The sequence below is a fragment of the Elusimicrobiota bacterium genome (assembly GCA_026388155.1).
In the GTDB taxonomy this organism is placed as follows: domain Bacteria; phylum Elusimicrobiota; class Elusimicrobia; order Elusimicrobiales; family UBA9959; genus UBA9634.
Genome location: JAPLKI010000007.1, coordinates 40,456 through 63,381, shown reverse-complemented (window position 1 = coordinate 63,381; position 22,926 = coordinate 40,456). Strand labels below are relative to the sequence as shown.

The window sequence follows — 22,926 nt, the reverse complement described above, 5'->3', positions numbered from 1 at the left end:
CCTGTTTCCCTGGAATTAAGTATTATGTCACCGGAATTCCCTCATTTGGTAGAATAGTTTTCTGGAAAGCGATCATAGGCTGGAGCGACAAGATTGAAAGTTTATAACGGGACTATCATTTCGTGCGACCGGGAAAACCGGGTGCACAAATACCTTGTAGAAGACAAGGGGCGCATCCTTTATACCGGGGCGGAGCTTCCGGCGGCGTATCAGGGCGCGCCGCGGGAGGCGCTTGGCGCCCGGGCGCTGCTCCCCTGCTTCGGAGATACCCACCTGCACTTTGCCTCCTATGCTCTCTTTAACGCCGGGCTGGACGTGCGGTCCGCGCGGAGCCTGCCTGAAATGTGCGGGAAGATAACAAAATTCGCGTCCGGCCGCCGGGACAAAATACTGATGGGCTTCGGGGCGTCGCCGCACTGCGTCGCGGAGCGCCGGCTGATCTTAAAAGCCGAGCTTGACCAGGCCTGCCCGGAAAGGCCGCTGTACCTGGTCAAGTACGACGGGCACGCCTGCATTCTCAACAGCGCGCTGATCGCCATGCTGCCGGCTAAAGTAAAAACCCTCCGGGGCTTTCACCAGGACACGGGGGAAATGAATCAGGAAACTTTTTTTGCCGTCACCGATTTTATTACCAGAAAGATTCCCCTTTTGCGGACCGTTCAAAACATGCTTCTCGCGGTGGATGATATGGCGCTGAAAGGGATCGGGCTGATGCATACGGCCTCCGGCGTGGGTTTTCCTTTCGATCTGGACGTCACCCTGGAGACGCTCCTGGGCAGGGGGCTCAGCAGCGGTTTCCAGACCCGCCTCTTCTTTCAGACCATGGATTTAAAAAAGGTGCAAAAGCGAAAGTTTCCCCGCGTGGGAGGCTGTTTCGCCGCGGCCCTTGACGGCTGCTTTGGCAGCCAGGACGCGGCGCTGCGGCTGCCTTATAGCAACGATCCCCAAAACAGGGGAGTTCTCTTCTACCGCGATGAAGAGGTTGTAAAATTTACAAAACAGGCGAACCGCGAGGGCTTTCAGATCGAGATGCACGCCGTCGGCGACGCGGCCTTTGAGCAGGCTGTCATGGCCCTTGAGGCGGCCCTGAAGGACTGCCCCAGGTCCGACCACCGCCACGGCATCATCCACGCCTGTCTTCCTTCCGAAGAGGGGCTCCGGAAATGCGCCGCGCTCGGCATCCAGATACCCCTTCAGCCCGCCTTCCTGGCGTGGGACCTTGAACCCCTTGAGTATCTTCGCACGCTCCTGGGCGGCCGGGCGGAGGAAATTTCCCCCCTGCGGCAAATGACGGAAATGGGAATTGTGCTTAGCGGCGGCTCCGACGCGCCCTGCACCCCGCCGGACCCCATAGCCGGCATCCATGCCGCCTGCAACCATTATGTTCCCGGGCAGTCCCTCACCGTGGAGGAGGCCCTGAAAATGTTCACCTATAACGCCGCCTGGGCCGCCTTTGACGAAAAAGAACGCGGCAGCCTCGAAGCGGGTAAGATGGCCGATATGGTCATCGTGAACAGGGATCCGCTGGCCATGAAACCAAACGAACTTTTGGAACTGAAGGTTGAAAAGCTTTTGCTGAAAGGGGTGCCGTATAAAAAAGGCCAGGGGATCTTCAGCCTTCTGGCAAAAGGCCTTCTGGCAGGCGGAAAAATATAGATATAGAACGGGGGAAAGAGTATGGCGACAAAACCGGGGAAACAGGCGCGGGAGACGAAAAAGACGCCTATAAAGATCAAGATCAACGGACAATGGCATGAATTTGAGCCGGGTCGCGATATAGTGCCGGAGATGACTCTTTCCTACCTGCTGCGGGAGAAGCTCGGCTTCACCGGCCTTAAAGTCGCCTGCGACGAGGGGGCCTGCGGCGCCTGCACGGTGCTGATGGACGGCAAGGCGGTGCTGTCATGCATGAAGCTGGCGGCAGAGGCGCACGGGCATGAAATCCTCACCATTGAAGGCCTCCCCGAAGATGACCCGGTTATCCGGGCTTTTGTCGCACAGTGTGAGCCCGGCTACGGCACGGCCCTGCAGTGCGGGTTCTGCACGCCCGGCTTTGTGATGGCGGCAAAAGGCCTGCTCAATGAAAACCCGAAGCCGACTACGGGAGAGATCAAAGAGGGCCTTTCGGGGAACATCTGCCGCTGCGGCTGCTATTCCGGAATCGCCCGGGCGGTGCTGCACGCTTGCGAAGAAAACAAAGGGGGCAAGCCCCGCTCTTTTGGATCGATGCATTTGCCGATCGGTCCAAGCGTGCGGCTACCGGCTTCCACTTCACGGCCAAAAGGGCGGGGCAAGCCATGACCCCCCCCCGGCCCTACACGCCCCGCGTGGCCCGCAAATTCATAGGCGCTTACCGTCCCCGCATCGACGCCCTGGAGAAAGCCTCCGGCAAGGTGCAGTTCGTGGACGACATAACGCTGAAAAGCCGCTTCCCCGGCATGCTGTACGCCAAAGTGATGCGCAGCCCGTACGCCCACGCGCGCATAAAAAGCATAGACGCAAGCCTTGCCGAACAGCTTCCGGGCGTAAAAGCGGTGCTCACCTGCAAAGACCCCGAAGTGTCCTCACTTAAGCCCACAAGCGCCGGCTGGACCGACGGCGTGGATACGGTTTCCTACGAGCGCATGATGTGGCGCCATTTCCGCGACAGGCGGGTGCTGGGCGACCGCGCCTGCTGGGCCACCGACGAGGTGGGCGCGGTGGTGGCGGCCGAGAGCGAGCAGATAGCCGAAGAGGCGCTAAGGCTTATAAAAGTGGAATGGGAAGTGCTGCCCTTCGTGCTTGACCCCATGGAAGCCATGAAGCCGGGCGCGCCGGTAATTCATCCCGAGATCGCCCCGCGCAATATCCTGCCCAAAGACGCCGTCGGTGGCTCGGACGTGTTCGTGGACAAGGGAGACGTAGATAAAGGTTTTGCCCGGGCCGAGGTGGTTATAGAGGCCGTTTCGGTGCACCATAACGCCACGCAGGCTTCGCTGGATAACTGGTGCTGCCTTGTGGACTGGAAGAGCGACAAGCTTACGGTGATGTCCAATTCCTACGAAGCGGATCAGACCAGAATGCATATCAGCCAGATGCTCGGCCTGCCGATAAACAAAGTCCGCGTGATCAGCTCCTATGTCGGAGGGCAGTTCGGGCGCGGGGATACCGGCGACCAGCCCTTTTTCCTTTTCACCGCGCTGCTTTCAAAAAAGACCGGCCGTCCCGTAAAGTTCAGGCACAGCCGCCGGGAAAGTTTCCACGACTCCCGCCAGCCGGCCATTTATACCGGCAAGGCGGGCGCTAAAAAGGACGGCACCATCACATCCATGTATTTCAAATCCATCGGTAATTCCGGGGCGTACGCCGACCACACCATGTTCGCCCTTAAGTTCGCCCCTACCGAGATCACCGAGGTGGCGCTCGCCCACATCCCTAATGTCAGGATGGAGTCCTACGGCGTTTATACCAACAAGCTGCCCGCCTGCATGATGCGCGGAGTGGGCAACTCGCAGTTCAATCTCATCTTCGGTCATGTGGTGGACATGCTGGCCGAAAAACTCGGCATGGATCCCATAGACCTGGCATTAAAAAATTTCGGGCATGAATGGGGCGGCCTGCCGGACAAGAGCCTCAAAGCGGTCCTTGGCGAGGGGGCCAGGCGTATCGGCTGGCGCGCAAAGCGCCACAAGCCCGGAGCCGGGCCGGTGTATGACCGGGTAAAGAAGCGCGGTGTGGGGTTTTCTTTCCATCCCGCCTGGCACGCCGAGTGGCAGGAAGCCCGCCGCGGCGAGATCCGCGTCAGGATAACCGTAAACCCGGACTGCAGCGTGGTGCTGGACGCGCCCACGGTGGAAACCGGCACGGGCTCCAACACCTGCAATGTGCTGGGCTGCGCCGAAGCGCTGGGTTTCCTGGGCATCGGCCCCGGAGATATTGTCTGGCCGCACACGGTCGATACCGAAACCAGCTTAAAAGATTGCGTGCAGACCGACAGCGCCGTTTCCTACCTGCAGTCCGAGGTAGTCGCCCACGCCGCCCGGGAGGTGAAGCGGCGGCTCCTGGAAAAAGCGGCCGCCCTTATAAAAGCTAAACCCGAAGATCTGGACATCGCCGGCGGGCGCGTATACCGCAAGGCGGCTCCGGCCAAAGGTATGACGGTCAGGGACATTTTCCGCAAGGGTGACATGCTCCCGGTAGTGGTGGAAATGGGCAGGCCGCCCAACGCCGAAAAAACCGGCGTTCCCTATATCGCCAATTTCGCCGAAGTGGAAGTGGACACGAGCACTGGCCGGACGCAGGTACTGAAGCTGGTGGTCCTTAACGACTGTGGGACCGTAATGTACGCCTCGGGCGCGGAAGCCCAGCAGATAGGCGGCCAGGTAATGGGCCTCGGCGAGGCCCTGACCGAAGAGATAATCTACGACGAGGCCACGGGCGTTCCGCTTAACTTCAACTGGATAGATTACAAGATAGCGACCATGGCCGACATGCCCGATATTGACCCTGCTCTGCTGGAGGTCTGGAGAGGCGCCGGGGAGTACGGCGCGTGCGGCATCGGCGAGGGCACGCTTACCTGTACCCCGCGCGCGGTGCTGAACGCCGTTTACAACGCTATCGGAGTGCGTATCGACGATATCCCGGTCAAGCCGGAAAAAGTCCTAAAAGCGTTAGGGAAGGCGTAAATTAGTAACTGCTTAAGTAGCCAGAAGTCAGAATTCAGTAGTCAGAATATGGTTTTTTAAAACTGTTAGAGGCCTATTCGCAGGCCATTCTGAATTCTGACTCCTGAATCCTGTCTACCTGGAGTAACGTAAATCATGGCAATGAAAAAATTTGATTATCTGCCGGCGAAATCGCTCAAAGAGGCGGCCGCCGTTCTTTCCGGTGCGGGCCGGGTTCTCGCAATTGCCGGCGGCACCGACGCGCTGGGCGCCCTGAAAGACAAGATCCACAAAGAAAGCCCCGGGTTGGTAGTGGACCTTAAAACTATTCCCGGCTTAAATTATATAGCCGAGGACAGACGCGGGCTGCGCATTGGCGCGCTGACGCCGCTTAATGAAATAGCCGCGCACAGGGCGGTTAAGGGCAGCTATAAACTCCTCGCCGAGGCGGCGCGCAGCGTGGCCGCCCCCCAGTTGAGGAACATGGCCACTATAGCCGGCAATCTCTGCCAGGAGCCCAGGTGCTGGTACTACCGCACCCCCGACGACCGGTTCCATTGCCTGAGAAAAGGCGGAACGCATTGCGGCGCGCTCCTGGGCGAAAACCGCTATCACTCTATCTTCGGAGGCGCGCGTGTAGCCGCGCCGGCCTGCACGGACGCCTGCCCGGGCAGCGTGGAGACAGCGGACTACCTCGCCCTGGTGCGTGAGGGGAATTTGAACGCCGCGGCGGAAATTATTCTCAGCAACAACCCCCTCCCGGCCATCACCGGCCGTGTCTGCCCGCATCTCTGCGAAAGCAAGTGCAACCGCGGCGAGTTTGATGAAGCGGTTTCCATCCGCGCCATGGAACGGTTTATCGGAAATAATATCCTCGGGCATGCCGCAGAACTTATGAAGCCGCCGGTTAAGCGGACAAAGAAAAAAATAGCGGTGGTCGGCTCGGGCCCGGCGGGGCTTGCGGCCGCCTATTACCTGCGGCTGGCCGGCCACCAGGTGACGGTGTTTGACAGGCTGCCCCGCGCGGGCGGAATGCTCGCCTATGCCATCCCGCCGTACCGCCTCCCCAGGAACCTGGTCCGCGCCCAGATAGCGGCGCTGGAAGCGATGGGGATAATTTTCAAACTCAATGTGGAAATCGGTCCCGGCCTCTCTTTGCGCGCCCTGCGCAGGGATTTTAACAGCGTGTTCCTGGCTACAGGCGCCTGGGCGCAGAAGAATATCCGGCTTGAGAAATCGGAGCTGCTCACTTCCGGCATGGCTTTTCTTACGGACGGCGGAACAGGCCGCAAGTCCGCGGGCAGGACTGTGCTGGTTATAGGCGGCGGGAATGTGGCGGTGGATGTGGCGGTCAGCGCCCGGCGCGCGGGCGCGCGGCGCGTTACGATGGTTTGCCTGGAAGCCCGGGACGCCATGCCGGCCTTCCCGGCGGAAATAGCCGAAGCTGTAAAGGAAGGCGTCCGCATTCTACCGGGCTGGGGACCGCAGCGGATCTTTGAAGCCGGAGGGAAAGTTAAAGGAATGGAGTTCGCGCGGTGCTCTTCGGTTTTTGACGGGCAGGGCCGCTTTGATCCAAGCTTTGACGCGGCGCAAAAACAGGTTATCAAAGCCGACCAGATCATACTGGCCATCGGCCAGGCCGCCGAGCTCGGCTACGCCGCGGGTGTTAAGACATTGCGGGGATTGATCTGCGCGGATGAAACAACACAGGCCGCCAACCTGCCCGGAGTGTTCGCGGGAGGCGACGCCGTCAGCGGCCCCTCTTCGGTAATCCACGCTATCGCCGCGGGGCGCAGGGCCGCGCGCGCGATAGAAGCTTACCTGGCCAGCGGCCGGAAGCGGCCGAAAAAGATCGAGCACGCTGCGGTAAGCCCGCTGCTTGCGCTGAACGCCGATTGCAGTACGCGCTGCGCTCGGACTAAACACTCCGAAAGCAAAGGTTTAACCCTGGAGCAGCTGTGTGCGGAGGCTAAGCGCTGTATTGACTGCAGCTGCGTGGCCGTAAACGCTTCGGATTTGGCGCCGGCGCTGGCGGCCCTCGGCGCAAGCATAAAAACAACCAGGCGCACCCTTGCGGCCGAAAATTTCTTTACCGCCGGCGTGCTGAAGTCCACCGTGCTGGACCGGGACGAACTGGTGACGGAAATACTTATACCCGCGCCACGGCCGGGCAGCAGCCAAAGCTACCACAAGTTCAGGATACGGAACTCAATAGACTTCCCCATTGCCGGGCTGGCGGGAGTTTTCAACACCGGCGCCGGAAAGATCAGGGACGCCAGACTTGTGCTGAGCGCCGTGGCCCCCATTCCGCTGCGGCTTAAAGCCGTTGAGAAGTTTCTGGAGGGTAAGTCCGCCGGAGAAAAGACGGCTGTTGCGGCGGGCGAACTTGCGGCAAAAGAAGTCCGGCCCCTGGCAAAGAACCGCTTCAAGGTGCAGATCGTAAAAGCCCTGCTTCAAAAAGCGATCCTGTCCGCCGCCGGATAAAATAAAAGCCGTACCAGCCGGCGGCTCCGTCCCGGAACACAGAATATTGTTGTAAAATATAGCTGAACGCCCCCATAGCTCAATGGATAGAGCACCTGCCTTCTAAGAGGCCCAACCAGTTTGCACAATTTTGTCCGACAGTGTTCTTCGACGTAAAATCCGTTTCGGGTTTGTTGACTGATGTTCGATTATGCCGGATTTGCCTGCCGGAGTGGCACCACAGGCGGCACCATCAGACGGCCGCGCAATGCGGCGCTTTTCCACCTCCCAATCCCCGACCTACGACACCACGCTGTCGGCGGGATGTTTTATAATATTCTAGAGGTACACATATGGCTAATAAGAAAATTTCAAAATCTCAATACACACGCGGGCTGCAGTGTGTTAAAAGCCTTTGGCTTTACAATTACCGTAAGGACCTGATGGGAGAGGTCTCCGCCAGCCAGCAGGCTATATTCGACCAAGGCAACGAGGTGGGCGACTGGGCGCGCAAATATTACAAGGGCGGCGTAATGCTGGCTCAGTACCATACCGATATAGCCGGCGCCTTAAAAGGAACACAGGAGTTGATTGCAAAAGGCGCAAACCTGCTTTACGAGGCTGCCTTTCAAGCTGAGGGCGTGCTTGTGCGCTGTGACATACTGCGCAAGGTGGGCAAGGCCTGGCACCTTATAGAAGTAAAAAGCTCAACTGAGCTTAAAGAACAGCATCTTGGCGACATAGCTATACAGAAATACGTGTTGGAAGCTGCCGGTATTAAGGTCGCTAAGGCCTTCCTGATGGTCATAGACACCTCTTATGTGAAGAAGGGCCCCATAGACCCGAAACAGTTATTCAAGTTGGAAGACGTGACGGAAGCCATAGAAGATGCCGAAGCCGCGGTGCCCGGCACTCTTAAGGAGTTTTTCAAAATCCTCTCAAACGATTCCAAGGAGCCGGCCATTGAAATAGGCGGGCGCTGCTCCGACCCGTACGAATGCGACTTCTGCTCCTATTGCTGGAAGGAGATACCGGCGCACTCCGTTTACAATCTCCCCCGCCTGGATGGCGAAATAAAGGACGACCTACGCAGGAAAGGTATTTTGGAACTTAAAGACTTCCCGGAAGACATAGACCTGTGCTCCGCCGCTGCGGATTATGTGACCGTAGCCAAAACCGGCAAGCCTATAATTATGCCGGAGCCTATACGGGAGTTTGTAGAAGCTTTGGAGTATCCGCTTTACCACCTGGACTTTGAAACCATAAACCCAGCCGTGCCGCTGTACGACGGCTTGCGCCCCTACATGCAAATGCCTTTCCAGGCTTCGCTGCATATACAGCAACAACCGGGAGGCCCGGTGAAGCACCTGGAGTACCTTGCCGACGCAAAGAAGGATCCCCGCCCGGATATTGTGGATTTTCTGCTTAAGAGTATAGGCCTGACTGGGACACCTTTGGCTTACTGCGCGGGTTTTGAGAAAAGTGTTATAAAGGGGCTGGCGGAGTTCTCCCCCCGGCACGCCAAGAAACTGCTGGCTCTGGCTGACCGTTTTGTGGACCTGGCATCCCCATTCCGCGCGCGCCATGTGTTATTGCCTGAATTCCAAGGCAGTTTTTCCATGAAAGCCGTGCTGCCGGCCCTTGTTCCCACAATGACTTACGAGGGGATGGCTGTGGCCAACGGTGGCGATGCCCAGAACGCCTACAAGGCCCTGCTCTCCGGCAAGCTCACTACAAAAGAAGAAGTCCAACTCCGCAAGGATTTAATCACCTACTGCGGCCAGGACACACTGGCAATGGTTAAAATCCTCGAACACCTGCAAAAAATTGCCTGATCCTTAAGCCCCTCTTCATGCAAAACTCTAAGGGAATTAGGGCAAGGGCCGGAACACTTTAACTTCGGGGAGGTGTTTGCGGAATAGCTCGGTGGTTATCCCACAATCGTCGAAAAGGATCTCTATGCCATTGTCCTCTGCCGCAAACAACTTATGGATGTAGAGTTTATGCCCTGCATTCATATCCGGCGGAAATCTTTTTGAGTCCAGATTTTTGAGCTCCGGGCTTAAAATGAGTTTATCATACACTACGCCGTATCCTTCCAGCTCTTTCGCCGTCTCCCGGTCATTTCGCGGCGAGGAAGTCCGCGAGGAAACTATAAAGACCTTATGCCCGTCGGCGCGCAGACTACGCGTCAGCCACTTAAAGAATTCCGGCGCCTTATCAATCGTGCCGTCTATGTCTATCTGAATATTCATAATGATATAGGTATTATGTCACCGCATCAGTTTAACATGCCGCACAGCCGCTTTGAGCAGGAAACGATGCCTCTATATCCGGACCATTGACGCCGTGGGCGTTTTTACCGTCATTTAGTTAATTGTACCAGACATTGCCGCACGCGCTCTTGAATAAATTGTGCCTTGCTTTTTTCTTCGGCGTCTTTTGTAACCGAAAGAAGATCGGTTAATATTTTGTCGGTGTGGACAAGGCCAGCCTTCACGATCTTTAGTCCCAACCCATATTCTTCAATCATCTTTAAATGGTTCTTTTCTTCTTCTGTCATATAATTTTCCTGTAGGTGAATATTTTATGTTCAGTTTCCGAGCCAATATATTGTAAATAGCACTGCCGACAGCGTGGTGTCGGCAGCTTGAGCCTTAAAGCCGGAAGAATAAAATTTCCGGCGACGCCATGCTGTCGGGACAGCCGTGTAAACTATTTATGATGAAAAATAACTACCACTATAACCCAGGCAGTAAAGTGCATTTATCGCCCTTGGTTTATTTTGTTTACGGATCCGGGCGCAATTTTAGGCCCGGCCTTCAAGTTATCTGCCGCTACCTGGCGAAGATTGCCGGCGTAGAGCCTAAAATAAAATGTGACTGGACACTCGCCTATCTTAAGCAAGTTTTCATCTGTGTGTTTACCGGCATTTTTGGCGATTTTGAAAGGAATTACAAGGAATGGGACTGCCTAGTGCTGAGTGATTATGGTAAGGATGGTTCGGATTGGAGTTTAATACGCAAGGTGTTGCGTAGTTTCAGGATGCCTGTCTGGCAGAATATGAGAAAGCTGGTGCTTATAGAATTATCCGGCGCGGACCACTCCCCGCTTATGCCGTTTTACCTTAAAACTCTCGCTTTGCCCCTAGCTCCCAGAATTGGCCGCGTGCGGGCACTATACCAACTTGAATTATTTAACAGGGCGGATGCGGTAAGCTGCTGGAATCCGCGGCAAAGTCTTGAAACACTTTTAAAATTCCGTTCCGATATAACAGCAAAAGAATGCCGGGCGTATCCGAATATTAACTGATTACTAATGGAGAACACTTAAAACGACTTGTTCCACTCAGGCAATTTCCCATGAGAATGATCATAATATAATTGAATCAAATCGGCTTCAGCTTTAGCGGGAAGCATTCCTACTCCATCTTTCCAAGTCACATAACAACAAATACGAATAGCTTTGCGCTTGGTGTCATTCATTTTTTTCTTAAAATATTCTTTTCTTGACTTCTTTTCTTGCCTACCACGAGTAAGACGTAAAAAAAGATCCTGTTTTCCAAACCCTTCATTTGTAAAACTCCCTGCTTTCCCTATATATAAAGGAGATCCCGAGACCTTAGCGCAGTCGTAAATAATGTAAACTCCATAACCACTTACCACTACAGCTCGAAGTTTTCCAGCGAGATCATTCTCTGTAACATTAAAATCAACAGGTTGTTTTGCTTCAAACTTTTTATCGTTAATATATTTTGCTATTTCTTTCATTGGTCCTCCCTAGAACAACTTTACTCTACCAAACTACAGCGTTTATCGGCTATGGGTGACATTATTGCAGGAATCCTTGGGGTAAAACCTCAGGGCACTACGATTAAACAGCACCATAAACCCATGCCCGTAGGGGGCGAACTTGTCCCAGACAATATCCAGGTACATTTCGTCCCTGCTAATAAGTGGGGGCTCTGAATGGTCGGGGTGTACTATATTGATAATAAGCCCGACAGCATCCTCAGAAATGCCCCTTATGCGGAAATCCCGCAGCTTAAAATGGGTTTGGGCCGAGACATCCGCCTTCTCCGGCTCAAGGCCATACGCACAGATTACTGCGCTATCAGTTGCCTTCGCTAAGTCGGTGAGCCGTTCAAAGTCCCACCCCTTATGTCCGAACGGATCTCCGCATCCCTCCAGGTAATTATAGGAATCAATGAAAATGGCATCCAGCTTTTTCTTCTCTCTTTTTAAGTTGGAATTTAATTTCTGTGCAGATTTGACCACGGATTCCAATGAGAATGTCTTCTCAGTTGAAATCCATAAATTGGCGCCTGAAATTTCTTTCCCGGCTTTTTTTACAGCTCCCATTTTGTCCCTTCGGATTCCCCCTCGCCTGAAGCAATTATAGTCCACACCGGCCCTTACTGCGGTAAGCATTTCGCAGAACTCCGCCGTCGGCATATCCGGAAGGAAAACGGCAATATTGAACTTGCCGGAGGTTATAATGTTATTTATGGCGTTTAGCAGGAAAGCCGTTTTGCCGGCACCGGGCCGGGATGCAACAAGCGATACTGTTTTACGTCTGAAGCCAATTCCGAATCCAAGTCCGTGATCAAATGGCAGGTTAGGGTTTAAGTCAAGCATAATATCCGGCGGGATCGGTTTACGGTTAGAGGAATCCCGAACCTGTTCTGCATACGCCTTATAAACCAATTCAACTTTTTGGGGAATCTCCGGAGAGAAATCCACCTTTTCTTCAATTTCATTATACGTCGGATAGACTATCTCGGCTTTATTAATTGGTTTCATGCCCATAGTATATAAGCCCGCACCGACAGCGTGGTGTCGTTAGCGTTTTTAAGGTTTACTTGGGTGAATTACCTTATCCCCCCGCTTAAATTCTATAATCAACAAAGCAGCTTAACATCAACGGGGGCGCCATGGCTACAAAAAGAATAACAATTACCTCTAATCCTAAAAAGCGCATACGGAAATTTAACGATTTTAAATACAGGGTCATGCGCATAATAGCCGAATTGCACAATAAAAAATTTGTGCGCGCGAAAGATCTGGAGGCCAAGCTTAACATTGGCGTGCGCACTATAGAGCGCGACCTGAACATACTGAAGGAAGACCATTTTATAGTTGAGGATGAGTTTGAAAAGGGTAAGTGGCTGTTTGACACCACGGACCAGTGCTGGGATAAAGTGGAAGTAACAGACCACGACGCCGCCACCCTGGCTTTTTTATATAAATTTTCAAAAGTGTTCGGCGGGCAGATAAGTAAATCAGTGCTGAAAGCCATAGACAAAATGTTCTACCTGGACGACGCCGAGTACCCTTTCTTTATGATAACCCCCCGTGTGAAACGGCCCGATACCGAGTTCCCGTTTTATAAAGACCTTTACAATTCCATACAGCACAAGAATAAAATCAACCTTGCCTACCAGAGCGACGGCGGCGAGAAAACCGTAAAGGCCTGGCCGATCTCCCTTATTATGTGCGACAGCATGTGGTATTTGGGCTATCTGCTGGAGCCTGCAGGCCGGCGAAAGCAGGAAATACGGACGGTGCGCTACTCGCATATTCTTGGGGTTGATCCCCTGATTGAGGAAAACTTTGAAAAACCCGCCTGGGTTAAGGAAACCTTAAAGACCGCGCGCAATATCTGGTTCAACCGCGACCGCAGCACCCGGGTGGTTATGCAGGTTTCCAACTGCATTAAGGATTATTTTAAACTTAGCGAATACTTCCCTGCGCAGAAGATAATAGAGGAAGGGCCGCTCTCTTTTAAAGTTGAGTCCAAAATCTGCGTCCACAATGAAGCGGTGCCCAATATCCTACGGTTTCTGCCATATATAAAAGTGCTTGAACCCAAAGACCTTAGGGACGAGGTAAATCGCCGGATAAACGATTACCTGGGCAGCAAAAAATAGGCACAAATACCCCGCAATAAAACCGCCCTGGCTGTTTAAGCGGCCGGGGCAGGTTTTTTATTCCCCCTTACAAAATCCCCCCTAACGACGCCACGCTGTCGGTGCGGTGGTCTATACTATTTGTATGGAGAATTTATGAAAAAAATACACAGCAATAAAGATTACCTCAAAAGGCTGCTTGAAATTCTGGAAGCGCCGGAATTGAGCCTGGCTGTAGGCGGGCGCGCCGAGCGATCGCCTGTATCGCGGCCTGTCAGGGGCAAACAGGAGAAACAGCCGGATCCGAAGAAAATCTGCTCTGCGGCCTTGGCGCAGCTGCGCGAACTTTTTGCTATGGGAAAACAGGGGCTCAAAGAAGGCGTTAAAATACCTTTCGCGCAAATCTGCCGCAAGCACAAATTTGACGAGAACGAAACGCTTATTCTTGCCGTATTTGTGGCCATGGAAATTTCTGGCCGGGATATGGACGGAAACCCGTTCCGCGGCCATGACAACGTGTTAAAAATCATTTTCTTACTGCTGGACCGGCCAAAAATAGAGATCTTGCCGTACTTCCTTTCAAGCGGAAGGCTCAAAAAATCCGGGCTTTTCCTGCACGAGCGCTATGGCCGCGAAGAAGGACTTAGGTCCGTAATGAACCTTAAAGAGTCGGTTATTGAGCTGTTGCTTAAAGGCGGCAAACCCACAAAGAAAAAAAAGCGCGCGGCTAAACCGGCGCGGCCGCGCCAGATCGCGGAACAGCTTAACCTTAGCGTTATAGCGCAGGAAACAGCAAAAAGGCAGTTATCAACGGTGGCCTTTCAGCATATGGAAAGGGCAGGCCATCCCGCCAAGGCAAACATTGCCGCGCCGCGCCTTAATACCCTGCTTTTAGGCCCGACGGGCTGCGGCAAAACATATATTACAAGGCGTCTGGCGGAAATATTGGGCGCACCTATAGCGTTTTGCGACGCCACTCAATATACCGAAACCGGCTATGTGGGCTCTAATGTGGAAGAGATGCTGATTAAGCTTGCAAAAGCCGCCGGCGATAACCTGAAAACCGCGGAATACGGCATAATTTTTATAGATGAAATAGACAAAATACGCGCGCAAAATGTAGGAGAGTCACATCATAGCGAACGCGATGTAAGCGGCCTAAGCGTCCAGCAGGAACTGCTTAAAATGCTTGAAGGAGAAACACTCACCTATGAAAAATTCCGCGGAGACGGCTGCGGCACATACCAGTTTAATGTTAAAAATGTGCTCTTTATAGCCGCGGGCGCATTCCAGGGCCTGGGGGAGATAATAAACGACCGGATTAAAACCAAAAAGCAGATAGGGTTTAAGGACCAGGCATCTGCTGCGCGGGTTGAAATTGACCAGGCTAACCTTTTACATCAGGCCAAGCCGCAGGACATAATAAAATACGGCTTTATACCGGAGCTTATCGGCCGCTTTCCAAACATAATAGCCCTGGACAGGCTTACCAAGGCGGATTTTTTAAGCATACTGGGTAACCCACGCACCAGTCTGCTTGAGCACTACACAACTTTCTTCGCCCAGAACGGCATTGAGCTTGAAATCCCCCCCGCCTTCCTTGAGGAAATGGCCGACAAGGCCGCCACCCGGGATTTGGGCGCCAGGGGGCTGAACGCGGCGGTGGAGAATTTCTTCTCCGAGCTTATGTATGAACTATTGGATCGTAAGTCCGGTACCTGCGAGCAAAAGGTAAATATAATGGATTGCCTGCATCCGGGCCGGCTTAAGGAACTGCTTGCTTAGTGCCGTCATCCCGGCGATCTGTTGGCCGGGATCCATAAATAGTTGCGAGGTGTTTAAAAACACAAAATGTCCTTATAAAACAAGCGCTTCTTTTTTTCTGCGGAAATTTTGGCCCCCGGCTTCGTATATATATAGTGGGGGCCGCTATATCTCCCAGGAAATTCAGGCGGAGGGCAATATGAATAAAAAGGGCAAAAATAAAACGGTGCAAAGCCTGGCAGTTAGGCGGGCCATGCTGACCGAGGAACTCGCAAGCCTGAAAGCGCGGTTGAACTTCGGGCATTTGCCACGGCGAGACATGGCGGAACTTTCGCAGATGATAGACCTGCGAAAGAAAGCTCTCCGCAAAATATGAAGTTTGTGCGGATTATCATGGAACAATTTCTCGGGTTACTTGGGGCGGCTGAAGGCGGGAAATCTGCGGCAAAATACAGAAACTGCGCCCGGCCTTTAACTTTTCCATGGCGGACATCTTGTTATGAAACGAATTATATTTGGCGCTTTGGTTCTAACTATGCTTCCAACTGTGCATGTTATGGCCGAAAACACTGTCCAGTTAAGCATCGCCCCCGAGATATGGTACGCGAAATGGCAGCCTGGATTTAAAGACCCTGCCGATACCACAGAAGTGCAGTATGCTTCCTACAAAGTGGACCCTTCTGTTCTTTGCGGGGTAGCTGTCTCTATGCTTTATGGCGATTATGGCCTTTTTGGAAGCTACCTGATGGCTAAAAGTGAAAAGGCCATTGAGTCTAGTGCCGGTTATAACACATCAGCATTAACCCGGGACCTTCGGCTGGCAGTTTTAGGCCGTTTGAGTGATACTTGGTATCTGAAGAACAGTATATCCTCAGGTAGGTTTAAGGGAAATGCCGTCGGTGTGGAGTGGGCCAGAGGCGGCGGGCCTGAGTCCGCAAAGAGCCTGCCCGTAGACACCAACTGGTTCCAAGGCGACATCAGCATGATATTCGTCTGGCCGGAAATGAAGGAGGCTACCGGCGCCGGTGGAATGTTAGGGTTTAGATATTTGCGTTACAACCTTCCGGCCCAGGTGGAAACTTATGATTCAATGGGCTTATCTAAGGTGTCGTTCTTAGATACAAGCTTTTCCACACTGATGCTGACTTTTGGGGCTGAGGCTTTGCCTGGGATTAGAAAAGATTGGCAGATTAGTGTGCCTCGTTTTGCCGTGGGTTATGGAATTACGAAAGTCACTAATTCGGCTATGAGCGGAAAAAGTTGCTTTAAGGAGGAAAAAGATTATGGCCCAATGTTTGAGTTTGACACTGCTATAGTTCATTCGTCTGACAACATTGATTTCGAGTTGGGGGTCCGCTATAGGACCAGCAATATAATTGCGGGAAAAGGCGGCTATGACGATACAGAATATAAGTACAATCCCGGAAGCAGGGTGAAAATGAGCGAGAGGTTTTTTGGTCCTTACACCCGGATAGCCTTTCATTTTTAGAGGAAACAAAAATCACAGGAGGATTTATGTCTGAAAGCGCTTATTTGCAACAACAAACAGAAAAATTTAAAATCCAGTTCCCCGCATCGGAAGGCTGGAACATATTCAAAAGCGAGAATAGATTGTTATTCATCGTTTCGGAATTAATCCGGAAATATCCCAGCGCACTAAAAAACTCGGAACTGATTAAGGCAGTGTACTACGATACCAATTTTCCGGAAAACAAGTACGCTCCTGAATTTAAAATACACTCAAAGTGCTGGACCGGGGATTTTAATCTTGAGTGGGCAGGTGAACAACTGGCAATACGGTCGCTTTGCTATGAAAATCGCGGCTCAAGCCCTTATTTCCTTATAGCCGCTAAAACCTGGAAAGTGCTAGAAAACTTTTACAAAATAATCTTTAAACTTGAAACACAGCAGGCAAAAAATGATTATAGAAATAATATATTAACCCCGAGCGGGGGTAAAATACCGATGCCTTGCGTTTCCTGGGATGATGTTATACTGCCGGATATGATGGCGGAAGACCTGAAGGCCGGTGTGGAAACATTTTTTAAATCTAAGGCTATTTATAAACAATTCGGCCTGCCCTACAAGCGCGGCTTCATCTTTTCCGGCCCGGCAGGCTGCGGCAAAACCCTTACCGCTAAGGTTATACTTTCAACCCTTCACCTGCCATCGCATTTGCTGACAGCAAGTTCCGACAGGGACCGAACCTCATGTGACATCGCCTATACCTTTTCCGCAGCGGCTTGCCACGCACCTGCAGTGATATTGATAGAAGAGCTGGAAAAATTATCGGATCCGGCATATATTTCGCAGGTGCTTAACCATATGGATGGGCTAGTTACCATGCGCGGCGTGCTTGTTATTGCCACCACTAATTATCCGGAAAAGATAGACCCGGCCCTGATATTACGGCCCAGCCGCTTTGACCGGGTTTGGAATTTCCCCCTGCCGGACTATGCTGCTCGCCTGAAACTGCTGAAGAAAAAGGCAAACGGCTATTTTGCCGGCTCCGTGCTGGAAACCCTCGCTAAACAATCAGGCGGATTCTCCATGGCCTATGTGCAGGAAATATTCGCCTCGGCTACTTCGCTCGCGATAAGGGAAAATCGGCAGGTGGCTGACAAAGACATGCTTAAAAGTGTGGAAATACTAAAAAAGCAGATAAAATCTGCCCCCAGGTCCGCGGCGGAGGTGGGAAACTCTTCCCAACACCTGGGTTTCGTACAGGTGTAATAAGCCCGTTTACGGAGGACTATTTATGGAGCAATTTACCGGGTTACTTGGGGTGATAGAGGCGGGAAATCTGCGGCAAAAATATAAAACAGGGTCGGAGAGCCGCCTGCTTGCCTTTTGGCTTGACGGTTGGCCCGCTGAAAAGCCGCCGCCCCTCCTTGATGACTGTTTCAGGGACAAAGAGACTGATACATATATCTTTACGGATACCTTTGGGTTGGATACCTATCCGGAACTATTTGGCAGGATTATCTGTTATCTGCATGAAATCAAAAAACTTGGTTTCAAAAATTATGAATTACATATCTTTACATGCCCGGATTCATGGATTGAAGAAGGTATGGTAAGAGGCGCGGCACCGGCAAGAAGCGTAATAACCTGGCGGCTGCTTAGAGGGTTCAAAATATTGAAACAATTTATACTAGAGCTATACGGCGAAAAAGAGGCAGGGAAAATATTCTTTAAAGTATATGGGCAATGCAACTAGGGAAATCACCGGAAATATATGCAAACTATTGACATTCAATCTGTGCTAAAAAATGCAACCCCTATTTCGCCTGACAGGAAGTATTCACTTGCCTGGTCTTTAGGCGGGGTGATCCAAGTGCGGAAACTGGAAGACAATTCCAATGTGCTCGGCTTTATGGAAATGCATGGAACGATACTTAAAGCCGGGTTCTCCGCAGATATGCGGCAAATAGTCGCTGAAAACGAGGATGGTTCTATCTCTATCTGGTTTACAAAAAAAGAAATAGGCGGGAAAGCATGTTTATACCCGGACAACATCGTTTTGTTTATGAGTCTGCAGGATTATGTACCGTATATAAACATAAATCCCAAAGGTCCCGCCTACAATGAGCCTAGATACCATGTTTCTCTGCGTGACTTCACTGATTCCGACTACACAGGGTTCGGCTGGTGGGATAATGTGCGAAGACTGCCAAAGACTTCAGAAGAACCGACTGTTTTTTAGACGCAAAGCTCACTTGTACGCCTGGTAACAGGAAGTGCTAAAAATATTATAGAGTATCTAAACAACAACGGGTTCGGGTGCGAATATAAACACAAACTATAACACAAGGAGAAAGCATGAACCTTCGCGACGAAATACTTGACACATGGGATACCCATTTTGAAAAAATTAAGCCAAGGCTAATCTCTTGGATTAAAAAAGCCGCCAAACAACGGGAAAAGTTAACTGAGAATATTAAAAAAATAAAAACGTTAGATATTGAGCCATTAGAACTTTATGCTTCTATTGGTAACAATAATGCACTTGATCTTCGATTTCGTGGGCAAAGCATAGGGACACTGGTTTTTAATGGTGAAATCCCTGTGATTAATATTTTAAAAGAAAAACAAAAAACAAATGAGCGTGATTTCGGATTTAGAACCGCCGGTGTATTCAATACAAATTCAAAAAACATTAAAAGAATACAAAATCATTTAAAAGCCTGTAATGGTGAGCCCAGTGTGACTGAACATAAGTATGAAAGTTTAATAATACATGAGATGATGAAGCCAAACTCGCAAAAACTAAGCGGTGTGTTTCCAGATGGGATACAGCCCGTTACTATGGTCGGTTTTCCGCTGCAGGTTCCGTTGCCTATTTCAGCCTGTAACGGCTACCCAGTATTTAATAGTGGTTCTGGGCATATTGACATCCTTGCTCGAAGTAAAGCCAATACCGAGTTTGCCCCACGGTTATCTGTATGGGAACTTAAAAGGCCTGGCGAGACACAACATGCTGCACGACAAGCCTATATATATGCTGTTACGCTTTTGAAAATACTCCGATCAGATTTGGGCCGGCAGTGGTATCAATCTGTGTGTGATTTTGCAAAAAAGATTAAAATCGAAAATGTTAAAATCCCCGCATGTTTACACATTGATGTTGTTGTCTGTATTGAAGAGCGTCAAAAGAAGGTAATTGCTAAAGAGTTTGATAAACTTTTAAATCTCAAGACTCTTGGACCTGATAAATTGCACTTTAAAATAGTTACCTATCGTGAAGAACTTTTATTTAATTTATATAATAGGCACTGATTCTTTGTTGGACCATTTTATTCGTACCTTAGCAGCGGTTTGTGGTAAGCGTTTGACGATTACTTATGCTCCATATAGAATTGATATAGGATTGTCGTTTAACAAATCGGCGAAAAGGAGATAATATGCTTTGGGATGTTAACAGCAATAGAGAGATTACTACTATTCCGCACCAGCAGGACTATGATGTTTGGATCTCACGACTGTCTGGGGAACAGATTCAGAGTATAAAGCAAGAAATCTTACGGAAAATTGCGGGTGATGAAATTGCCACAGCTGGATGGATCCCCGGGACAAACTGGGTTGGAACACCTTTTCAAGCTATCTACGAAACTGCTTGCCGGTCTAACCGAGAAGCTTCCGGCAAATGCTTTGGCCTCTTTGTCTGGATAATATTAATGGAACGTGAGGATTATTGGGGATTCGGAAAATATTCAAAAAACGATATCCCTATAGAGAGCATGACTTACTTCAAGGTCCATCCACAATTATAACTCAACTCTTTTGGCGTCTTTAATTTTTACTATCTCATGACCCCGGAATAATTTCTCGTATCCACCCGGGTGTTCCGTATGCACAGGAATGATTTTGCCTGAATTTAGTGCTGCGACCAATTGCTGGAGAGTCGCCACGTCCGCGTGGCCGGAGGAGTGGATGTGCTTCATGTTTTTATTCAGCCCGGACTCAAAAATAAACTCGGTCAACTTCATGTGAGATTTCTTTAGGTAGCCCTGCCATTGCGAGTATATCAGCAATGCATCCTTATAGCCGGGAATGGCTTTAATTGCCGACACTATACCGTCCCGCACTAAAACAATATATTTCCCCTCCCCCATATCCCTGGGTTTTAACTTTTTCCGGCCAAGAATGGTAATAAACGGCTTAAACTTGCAGCCTTCTTTATCAATCTTGCCCACATATTTGTCACCCCTGCCGTAATTATGGATTAACGCCCTTATCCCGGGGTTTTCCAGTAACGGAATCTTGCCGGCATAAGGCAAATTCCTCAGGTTCTCAAGCACACAGGCCACATATGGGTCTATTACAAGCTCATAACCGGCCCTGCGCGCTTCAGCATATAGGGAGCATATCCGGTCTATGTTTTGCCCGGAACAGGCCACCAGCACCAACCTGGGCCCATTCTTAAGGGTTTCACGGATAGCTTGCTGTGTCTCTTTCTCAGTCTTATATTCCGGTTCCCCCCTCCCGATTGACGTCCCTTCTAACACTAAATAATCCGGTTTCATGGGTGGGCGGTCCACAAGCATCTCAAACGCATTCTTCTTATGCCCGCCTGACCTAAAGTCGCCGGAATAAAACAATTTTTGCCCCGTGATCTTTTCCGTTATAAAAAAACCACGAGCATCAAAAGCTGAGTGGTCCATCAGGTACGGCTTTATTATAAAACCGCCTATCGGAATATCCTCATTATGAATAGCCGGGATGATGTTTGAAAGCGGCACTTGCCTTGGGACGAACGCATTAAGCGTTTCTATCATTCTCATGGCTCCGGGGCTCATAACCACGGGGATTTCCGGGTTGGCAAAATGCAAAAGCCCGTAATGGTCGCCATGGGAATGGCTGACCAGAATAGCATCAAAATCCTTTTTGTCATCTTGATACAGCCCTTTGATATCCGGCAAAATACCGCTTTGCTTAAGGTCTGAAATATCTTTTTTCTCCCACACCTTCTTGCCTTTCAGCGGATCAACAAGAAAATCCTTGCCCGCTTTGTCGTTAAGCGGCATGCCAAGGTCTAAAAGTATCCTTGAACTGCCGGATTTTATTTCTATACAGGTTCCCCCCACCTGGTTACTTCCTCTGTACATTGTGAATTCCATATGTTTATTCTTCTACTCCCTGGGAAAATATTTCCCGGCGTTTTGTTCGGCTTCGGCTATAACTTTTTTCATGGCTAGATATTCCGGCAATACTGCCAATTTAGCGGGCTGTTCGTGGGCTTCAAGGTACTCAATCAGTTTTAAAAGCGTGGCAATGCGGTCTTCGGCCACAATCCGTCTAACATCGGCATTGCCTCTGTCACACAAAGCCGCGAAACCCAGCCAAATTAACATAAAAACCGCTATAACTGCCATATAAACCTCCAAAACAATCCCTTATTAATAGTATATAGTACCGTGCCGACAGCGTGGCGTCGGCAGGATAAAATGCCTCAGCGGTTTAACCTTGGTTTTTTGCCAGGGGGCAGTTTTTCAGCATAAAACATTAAATTGACGCAATCAAAACTAGCTGGAATAGAATGCCCGTATTTTCCCGTATTGCTCCAGACAATATCCAGAGATACATCCTCTTTACTATCAATACCAGCAACGCGGTATTGCAGCATGCGTATATTGAGGATAATTCCGACCGCGTCTTCAAATATGCCGCGGGCGCGGAAATCGCGGAGTTTGGGGCACGCGCGGGGCGAAAGCCCGTCCGGTTTAAGTTCGTTAAGGCCGTAAGCGCAGACAACAGCCGTATCTGTATCTTCGGCCAGGCGTCTAAGCGCGTGCAGTATAGCGGTTTTATCTAAGCTTCGTTCGGGAAAATCTGAAAGATAGTTAACGGAATCTATAAAGATCACGTCCAGCTTATTCTTTTCCCGCTTCAGCTCACGGACCAGTCCCAAGGCCTCCGTGCGCACGGAATTGGATGAAAAACGCTTGGAAGCGGAAACCCAAAGCCCTGTTTTAGAAAGAGCTGGAATGGCTTTTGTAAGCAGAAGCCAATCATCACGTGTAATTGTGCCTCTTTTAACTTTTGAGTACGCCACGCCTGCCCGGCTTGCCGTAAGCCTTGAAAAGAACTCAGCCGTGGGCATATCCGGCAGGAAAACCGCCGCATTAAACTTTCCGGAAGTTATAAGGTTATTTAGAACCGATATAATGAAAGCTGTTTTGCCCTGGCGTGGCCGTGAGGAAATTATAGAGACCCCCCCGCGCCTGAAGTCAGGACAGTGATGCAGACTGAAGCCCAGTGGGATATCCAGTTTGGAGTAGCTAACCCACGCTTTTTCGGTGCTTTCATTAAATTCACGGCAAAGCGTGTCGGGTTTTTTAAATATTGTCATGAAAATAATATACAGGCCCGCGCCGACAGCGTGGTGTCGTTAGGTTGCTTTCTTATTGGGAACATGCAAAAGCGATGACCTTCCCCCTGTAATTCATACCAATTATTTTGCAATGGATACCCGTGATATGGCAGCATTGCAAATCATTCTAGGGCATTCAACCCCAAACCTGACAATGCGCTACGCGCATTGAAGCGTGGAACATCTGGCCTCCAGCATGGCGGCTTTTGAAGCGTAGAACAGTATAAAACCATTACTGAGAGGGCACAAATCGGGCACCACCACAGTTATGGCTC

The 22,926-nt window shown here is 50.8% G+C and carries 22 protein-coding genes; 15 read left to right on the top strand and 7 right to left on the bottom strand.

What is annotated here, in order from left to right; all coding sequences use genetic code 11:
* Positions 1 to 93 precede the first annotated feature (93 nt).
* The 5 genes from NTX59_02620 to NTX59_02600 all read left to right on the top strand — a co-directional run bounded on the left by NTX59_02620 (position 94) and on the right by NTX59_02600 (position 8,941).
* Positions 94 to 1,656, top strand: a complete 1,563-nt coding sequence (locus NTX59_02620; protein ID MCX5784559.1) for an amidohydrolase family protein — start codon at positions 94 to 96, stop codon at positions 1,654 to 1,656.
* Between the two features lie 21 nt (positions 1,657 to 1,677).
* Positions 1,678 to 2,301: a (2Fe-2S)-binding protein gene (locus NTX59_02615; protein ID MCX5784558.1), complete on the top strand. Its 624-nt coding sequence runs from the start codon at positions 1,678 to 1,680 to the stop codon at positions 2,299 to 2,301.
* Complete coding sequence (locus NTX59_02610; protein MCX5784557.1) at positions 2,298 to 4,664, top strand: molybdopterin-dependent oxidoreductase; 2,367 nt, start codon at positions 2,298 to 2,300, stop codon at positions 4,662 to 4,664. The genes NTX59_02615 and NTX59_02610 overlap by 4 nt, the downstream gene beginning before the upstream one ends.
* A 135-nt stretch (positions 4,665 to 4,799) precedes the next feature.
* On the top strand, positions 4,800 to 7,127 hold the full coding sequence (locus NTX59_02605) for an FAD binding domain-containing protein (GenBank protein ID MCX5784556.1): 2,328 nt from the start codon (positions 4,800 to 4,802) through the stop codon (positions 7,125 to 7,127).
* 332 nt (positions 7,128 to 7,459) lie between these two features.
* Positions 7,460 to 8,941 carry a DUF2779 domain-containing protein gene (locus tag NTX59_02600; GenBank protein MCX5784555.1) on the top strand — a complete coding sequence of 494 codons (1,482 nt, stop codon included), beginning with the start codon at positions 7,460 to 7,462 and terminating at the stop codon, positions 8,939 to 8,941.
* A 36-nt stretch (positions 8,942 to 8,977) separates the two neighbouring features.
* Here NTX59_02600 and NTX59_02595 read toward each other — a convergent pair whose 3' ends face one another.
* A complete protein-coding gene (locus NTX59_02595) occupies positions 8,978 to 9,361 on the bottom strand; it encodes a hypothetical protein (protein ID MCX5784554.1) in 384 nt (127 codons plus the stop codon).
* Positions 9,362 to 9,471: 110 nt separating this feature from the next.
* Complete coding sequence (locus NTX59_02590; GenBank protein ID MCX5784553.1) at positions 9,472 to 9,669, bottom strand: hypothetical protein; 198 nt, start codon at positions 9,667 to 9,669, stop codon at positions 9,472 to 9,474.
* 158 nt (positions 9,670 to 9,827) lie between these two features.
* Between NTX59_02590 and NTX59_02585 the strand changes: the two genes are divergently transcribed.
* Complete coding sequence (locus tag NTX59_02585; protein ID MCX5784552.1) at positions 9,828 to 10,418, top strand: hypothetical protein; 591 nt, start codon at positions 9,828 to 9,830, stop codon at positions 10,416 to 10,418.
* Positions 10,419 to 10,435: 17 nt separating this feature from the next.
* On the opposite strand, the gene NTX59_02580 is transcribed toward NTX59_02585, so the two are convergent.
* Both NTX59_02580 and NTX59_02575 read right to left on the bottom strand, forming a co-directional pair.
* Positions 10,436 to 10,876, bottom strand: coding sequence for a hypothetical protein (locus tag NTX59_02580; GenBank protein ID MCX5784551.1), 441 nt, complete (start codon positions 10,874 to 10,876; stop codon positions 10,436 to 10,438).
* A gap of 42 nt (positions 10,877 to 10,918) precedes the next feature.
* A complete protein-coding gene (locus tag NTX59_02575) occupies positions 10,919 to 11,914 on the bottom strand; it encodes a hypothetical protein (GenBank protein ID MCX5784550.1) in 996 nt (331 codons plus the stop codon).
* Between the two features lie 125 nt (positions 11,915 to 12,039).
* Between NTX59_02575 and NTX59_02570 the strand changes: the two genes are divergently transcribed.
* From NTX59_02570 to NTX59_02530, 9 genes are all read left to right on the top strand, one after another.
* Entirely contained in the window at positions 12,040 to 13,035 is a 996-nt protein-coding gene (locus NTX59_02570; protein ID MCX5784549.1) for a WYL domain-containing protein, read from the top strand.
* Between the two features lie 135 nt (positions 13,036 to 13,170).
* Positions 13,171 to 14,799 carry an AAA family ATPase gene (locus tag NTX59_02565; protein ID MCX5784548.1) on the top strand — a complete coding sequence of 543 codons (1,629 nt, stop codon included), beginning with the start codon at positions 13,171 to 13,173 and terminating at the stop codon, positions 14,797 to 14,799.
* 178 nt (positions 14,800 to 14,977) lie between these two features.
* Positions 14,978 to 15,154 carry a hypothetical protein gene (locus NTX59_02560; GenBank protein ID MCX5784547.1) on the top strand — a complete coding sequence of 59 codons (177 nt, stop codon included), beginning with the start codon at positions 14,978 to 14,980 and terminating at the stop codon, positions 15,152 to 15,154.
* Between the two features lie 123 nt (positions 15,155 to 15,277).
* A complete protein-coding gene (locus NTX59_02555; GenBank protein ID MCX5784546.1) occupies positions 15,278 to 16,267 on the top strand; it encodes a hypothetical protein in 990 nt (329 codons plus the stop codon).
* A gap of 26 nt (positions 16,268 to 16,293) precedes the next feature.
* Positions 16,294 to 17,511, top strand: coding sequence for an ATP-binding protein (locus NTX59_02550; protein MCX5784545.1), 1,218 nt, complete (start codon positions 16,294 to 16,296; stop codon positions 17,509 to 17,511).
* A 25-nt stretch (positions 17,512 to 17,536) separates the two neighbouring features.
* On the top strand, positions 17,537 to 17,998 hold the full coding sequence (locus tag NTX59_02545) for a hypothetical protein (protein MCX5784544.1): 462 nt from the start codon (positions 17,537 to 17,539) through the stop codon (positions 17,996 to 17,998).
* Between the two features lie 18 nt (positions 17,999 to 18,016).
* On the top strand, positions 18,017 to 18,484 hold the full coding sequence (locus NTX59_02540; protein MCX5784543.1) for a hypothetical protein: 468 nt from the start codon (positions 18,017 to 18,019) through the stop codon (positions 18,482 to 18,484).
* Positions 18,485 to 18,600: 116 nt separating this feature from the next.
* A complete protein-coding gene (locus tag NTX59_02535) occupies positions 18,601 to 19,557 on the top strand; it encodes a hypothetical protein (GenBank protein ID MCX5784542.1) in 957 nt (318 codons plus the stop codon).
* A gap of 125 nt (positions 19,558 to 19,682) precedes the next feature.
* Positions 19,683 to 20,051, top strand: coding sequence for a hypothetical protein (locus NTX59_02530; GenBank protein ID MCX5784541.1), 369 nt, complete (start codon positions 19,683 to 19,685; stop codon positions 20,049 to 20,051).
* Here NTX59_02530 and NTX59_02525 read toward each other — a convergent pair.
* The 3 genes from NTX59_02525 to NTX59_02515 all read right to left on the bottom strand — a co-directional run bounded on the left by NTX59_02525 (position 20,046) and on the right by NTX59_02515 (position 22,630).
* A complete protein-coding gene (locus NTX59_02525) occupies positions 20,046 to 21,398 on the bottom strand; it encodes an MBL fold metallo-hydrolase (protein ID MCX5784540.1) in 1,353 nt (450 codons plus the stop codon). The two genes, NTX59_02530 and NTX59_02525, sit on opposite strands and share 6 nt — an antisense overlap.
* 12 nt (positions 21,399 to 21,410) lie before the next feature.
* On the bottom strand, positions 21,411 to 21,653 hold the full coding sequence (locus NTX59_02520) for a hypothetical protein (GenBank protein ID MCX5784539.1): 243 nt from the start codon (positions 21,651 to 21,653) through the stop codon (positions 21,411 to 21,413).
* Between the two features lie 77 nt (positions 21,654 to 21,730).
* Complete coding sequence (locus NTX59_02515) at positions 21,731 to 22,630, bottom strand: hypothetical protein (protein ID MCX5784538.1); 900 nt, start codon at positions 22,628 to 22,630, stop codon at positions 21,731 to 21,733.
* Between the last annotated feature and the right edge of the window lie 296 nt (positions 22,631 to 22,926).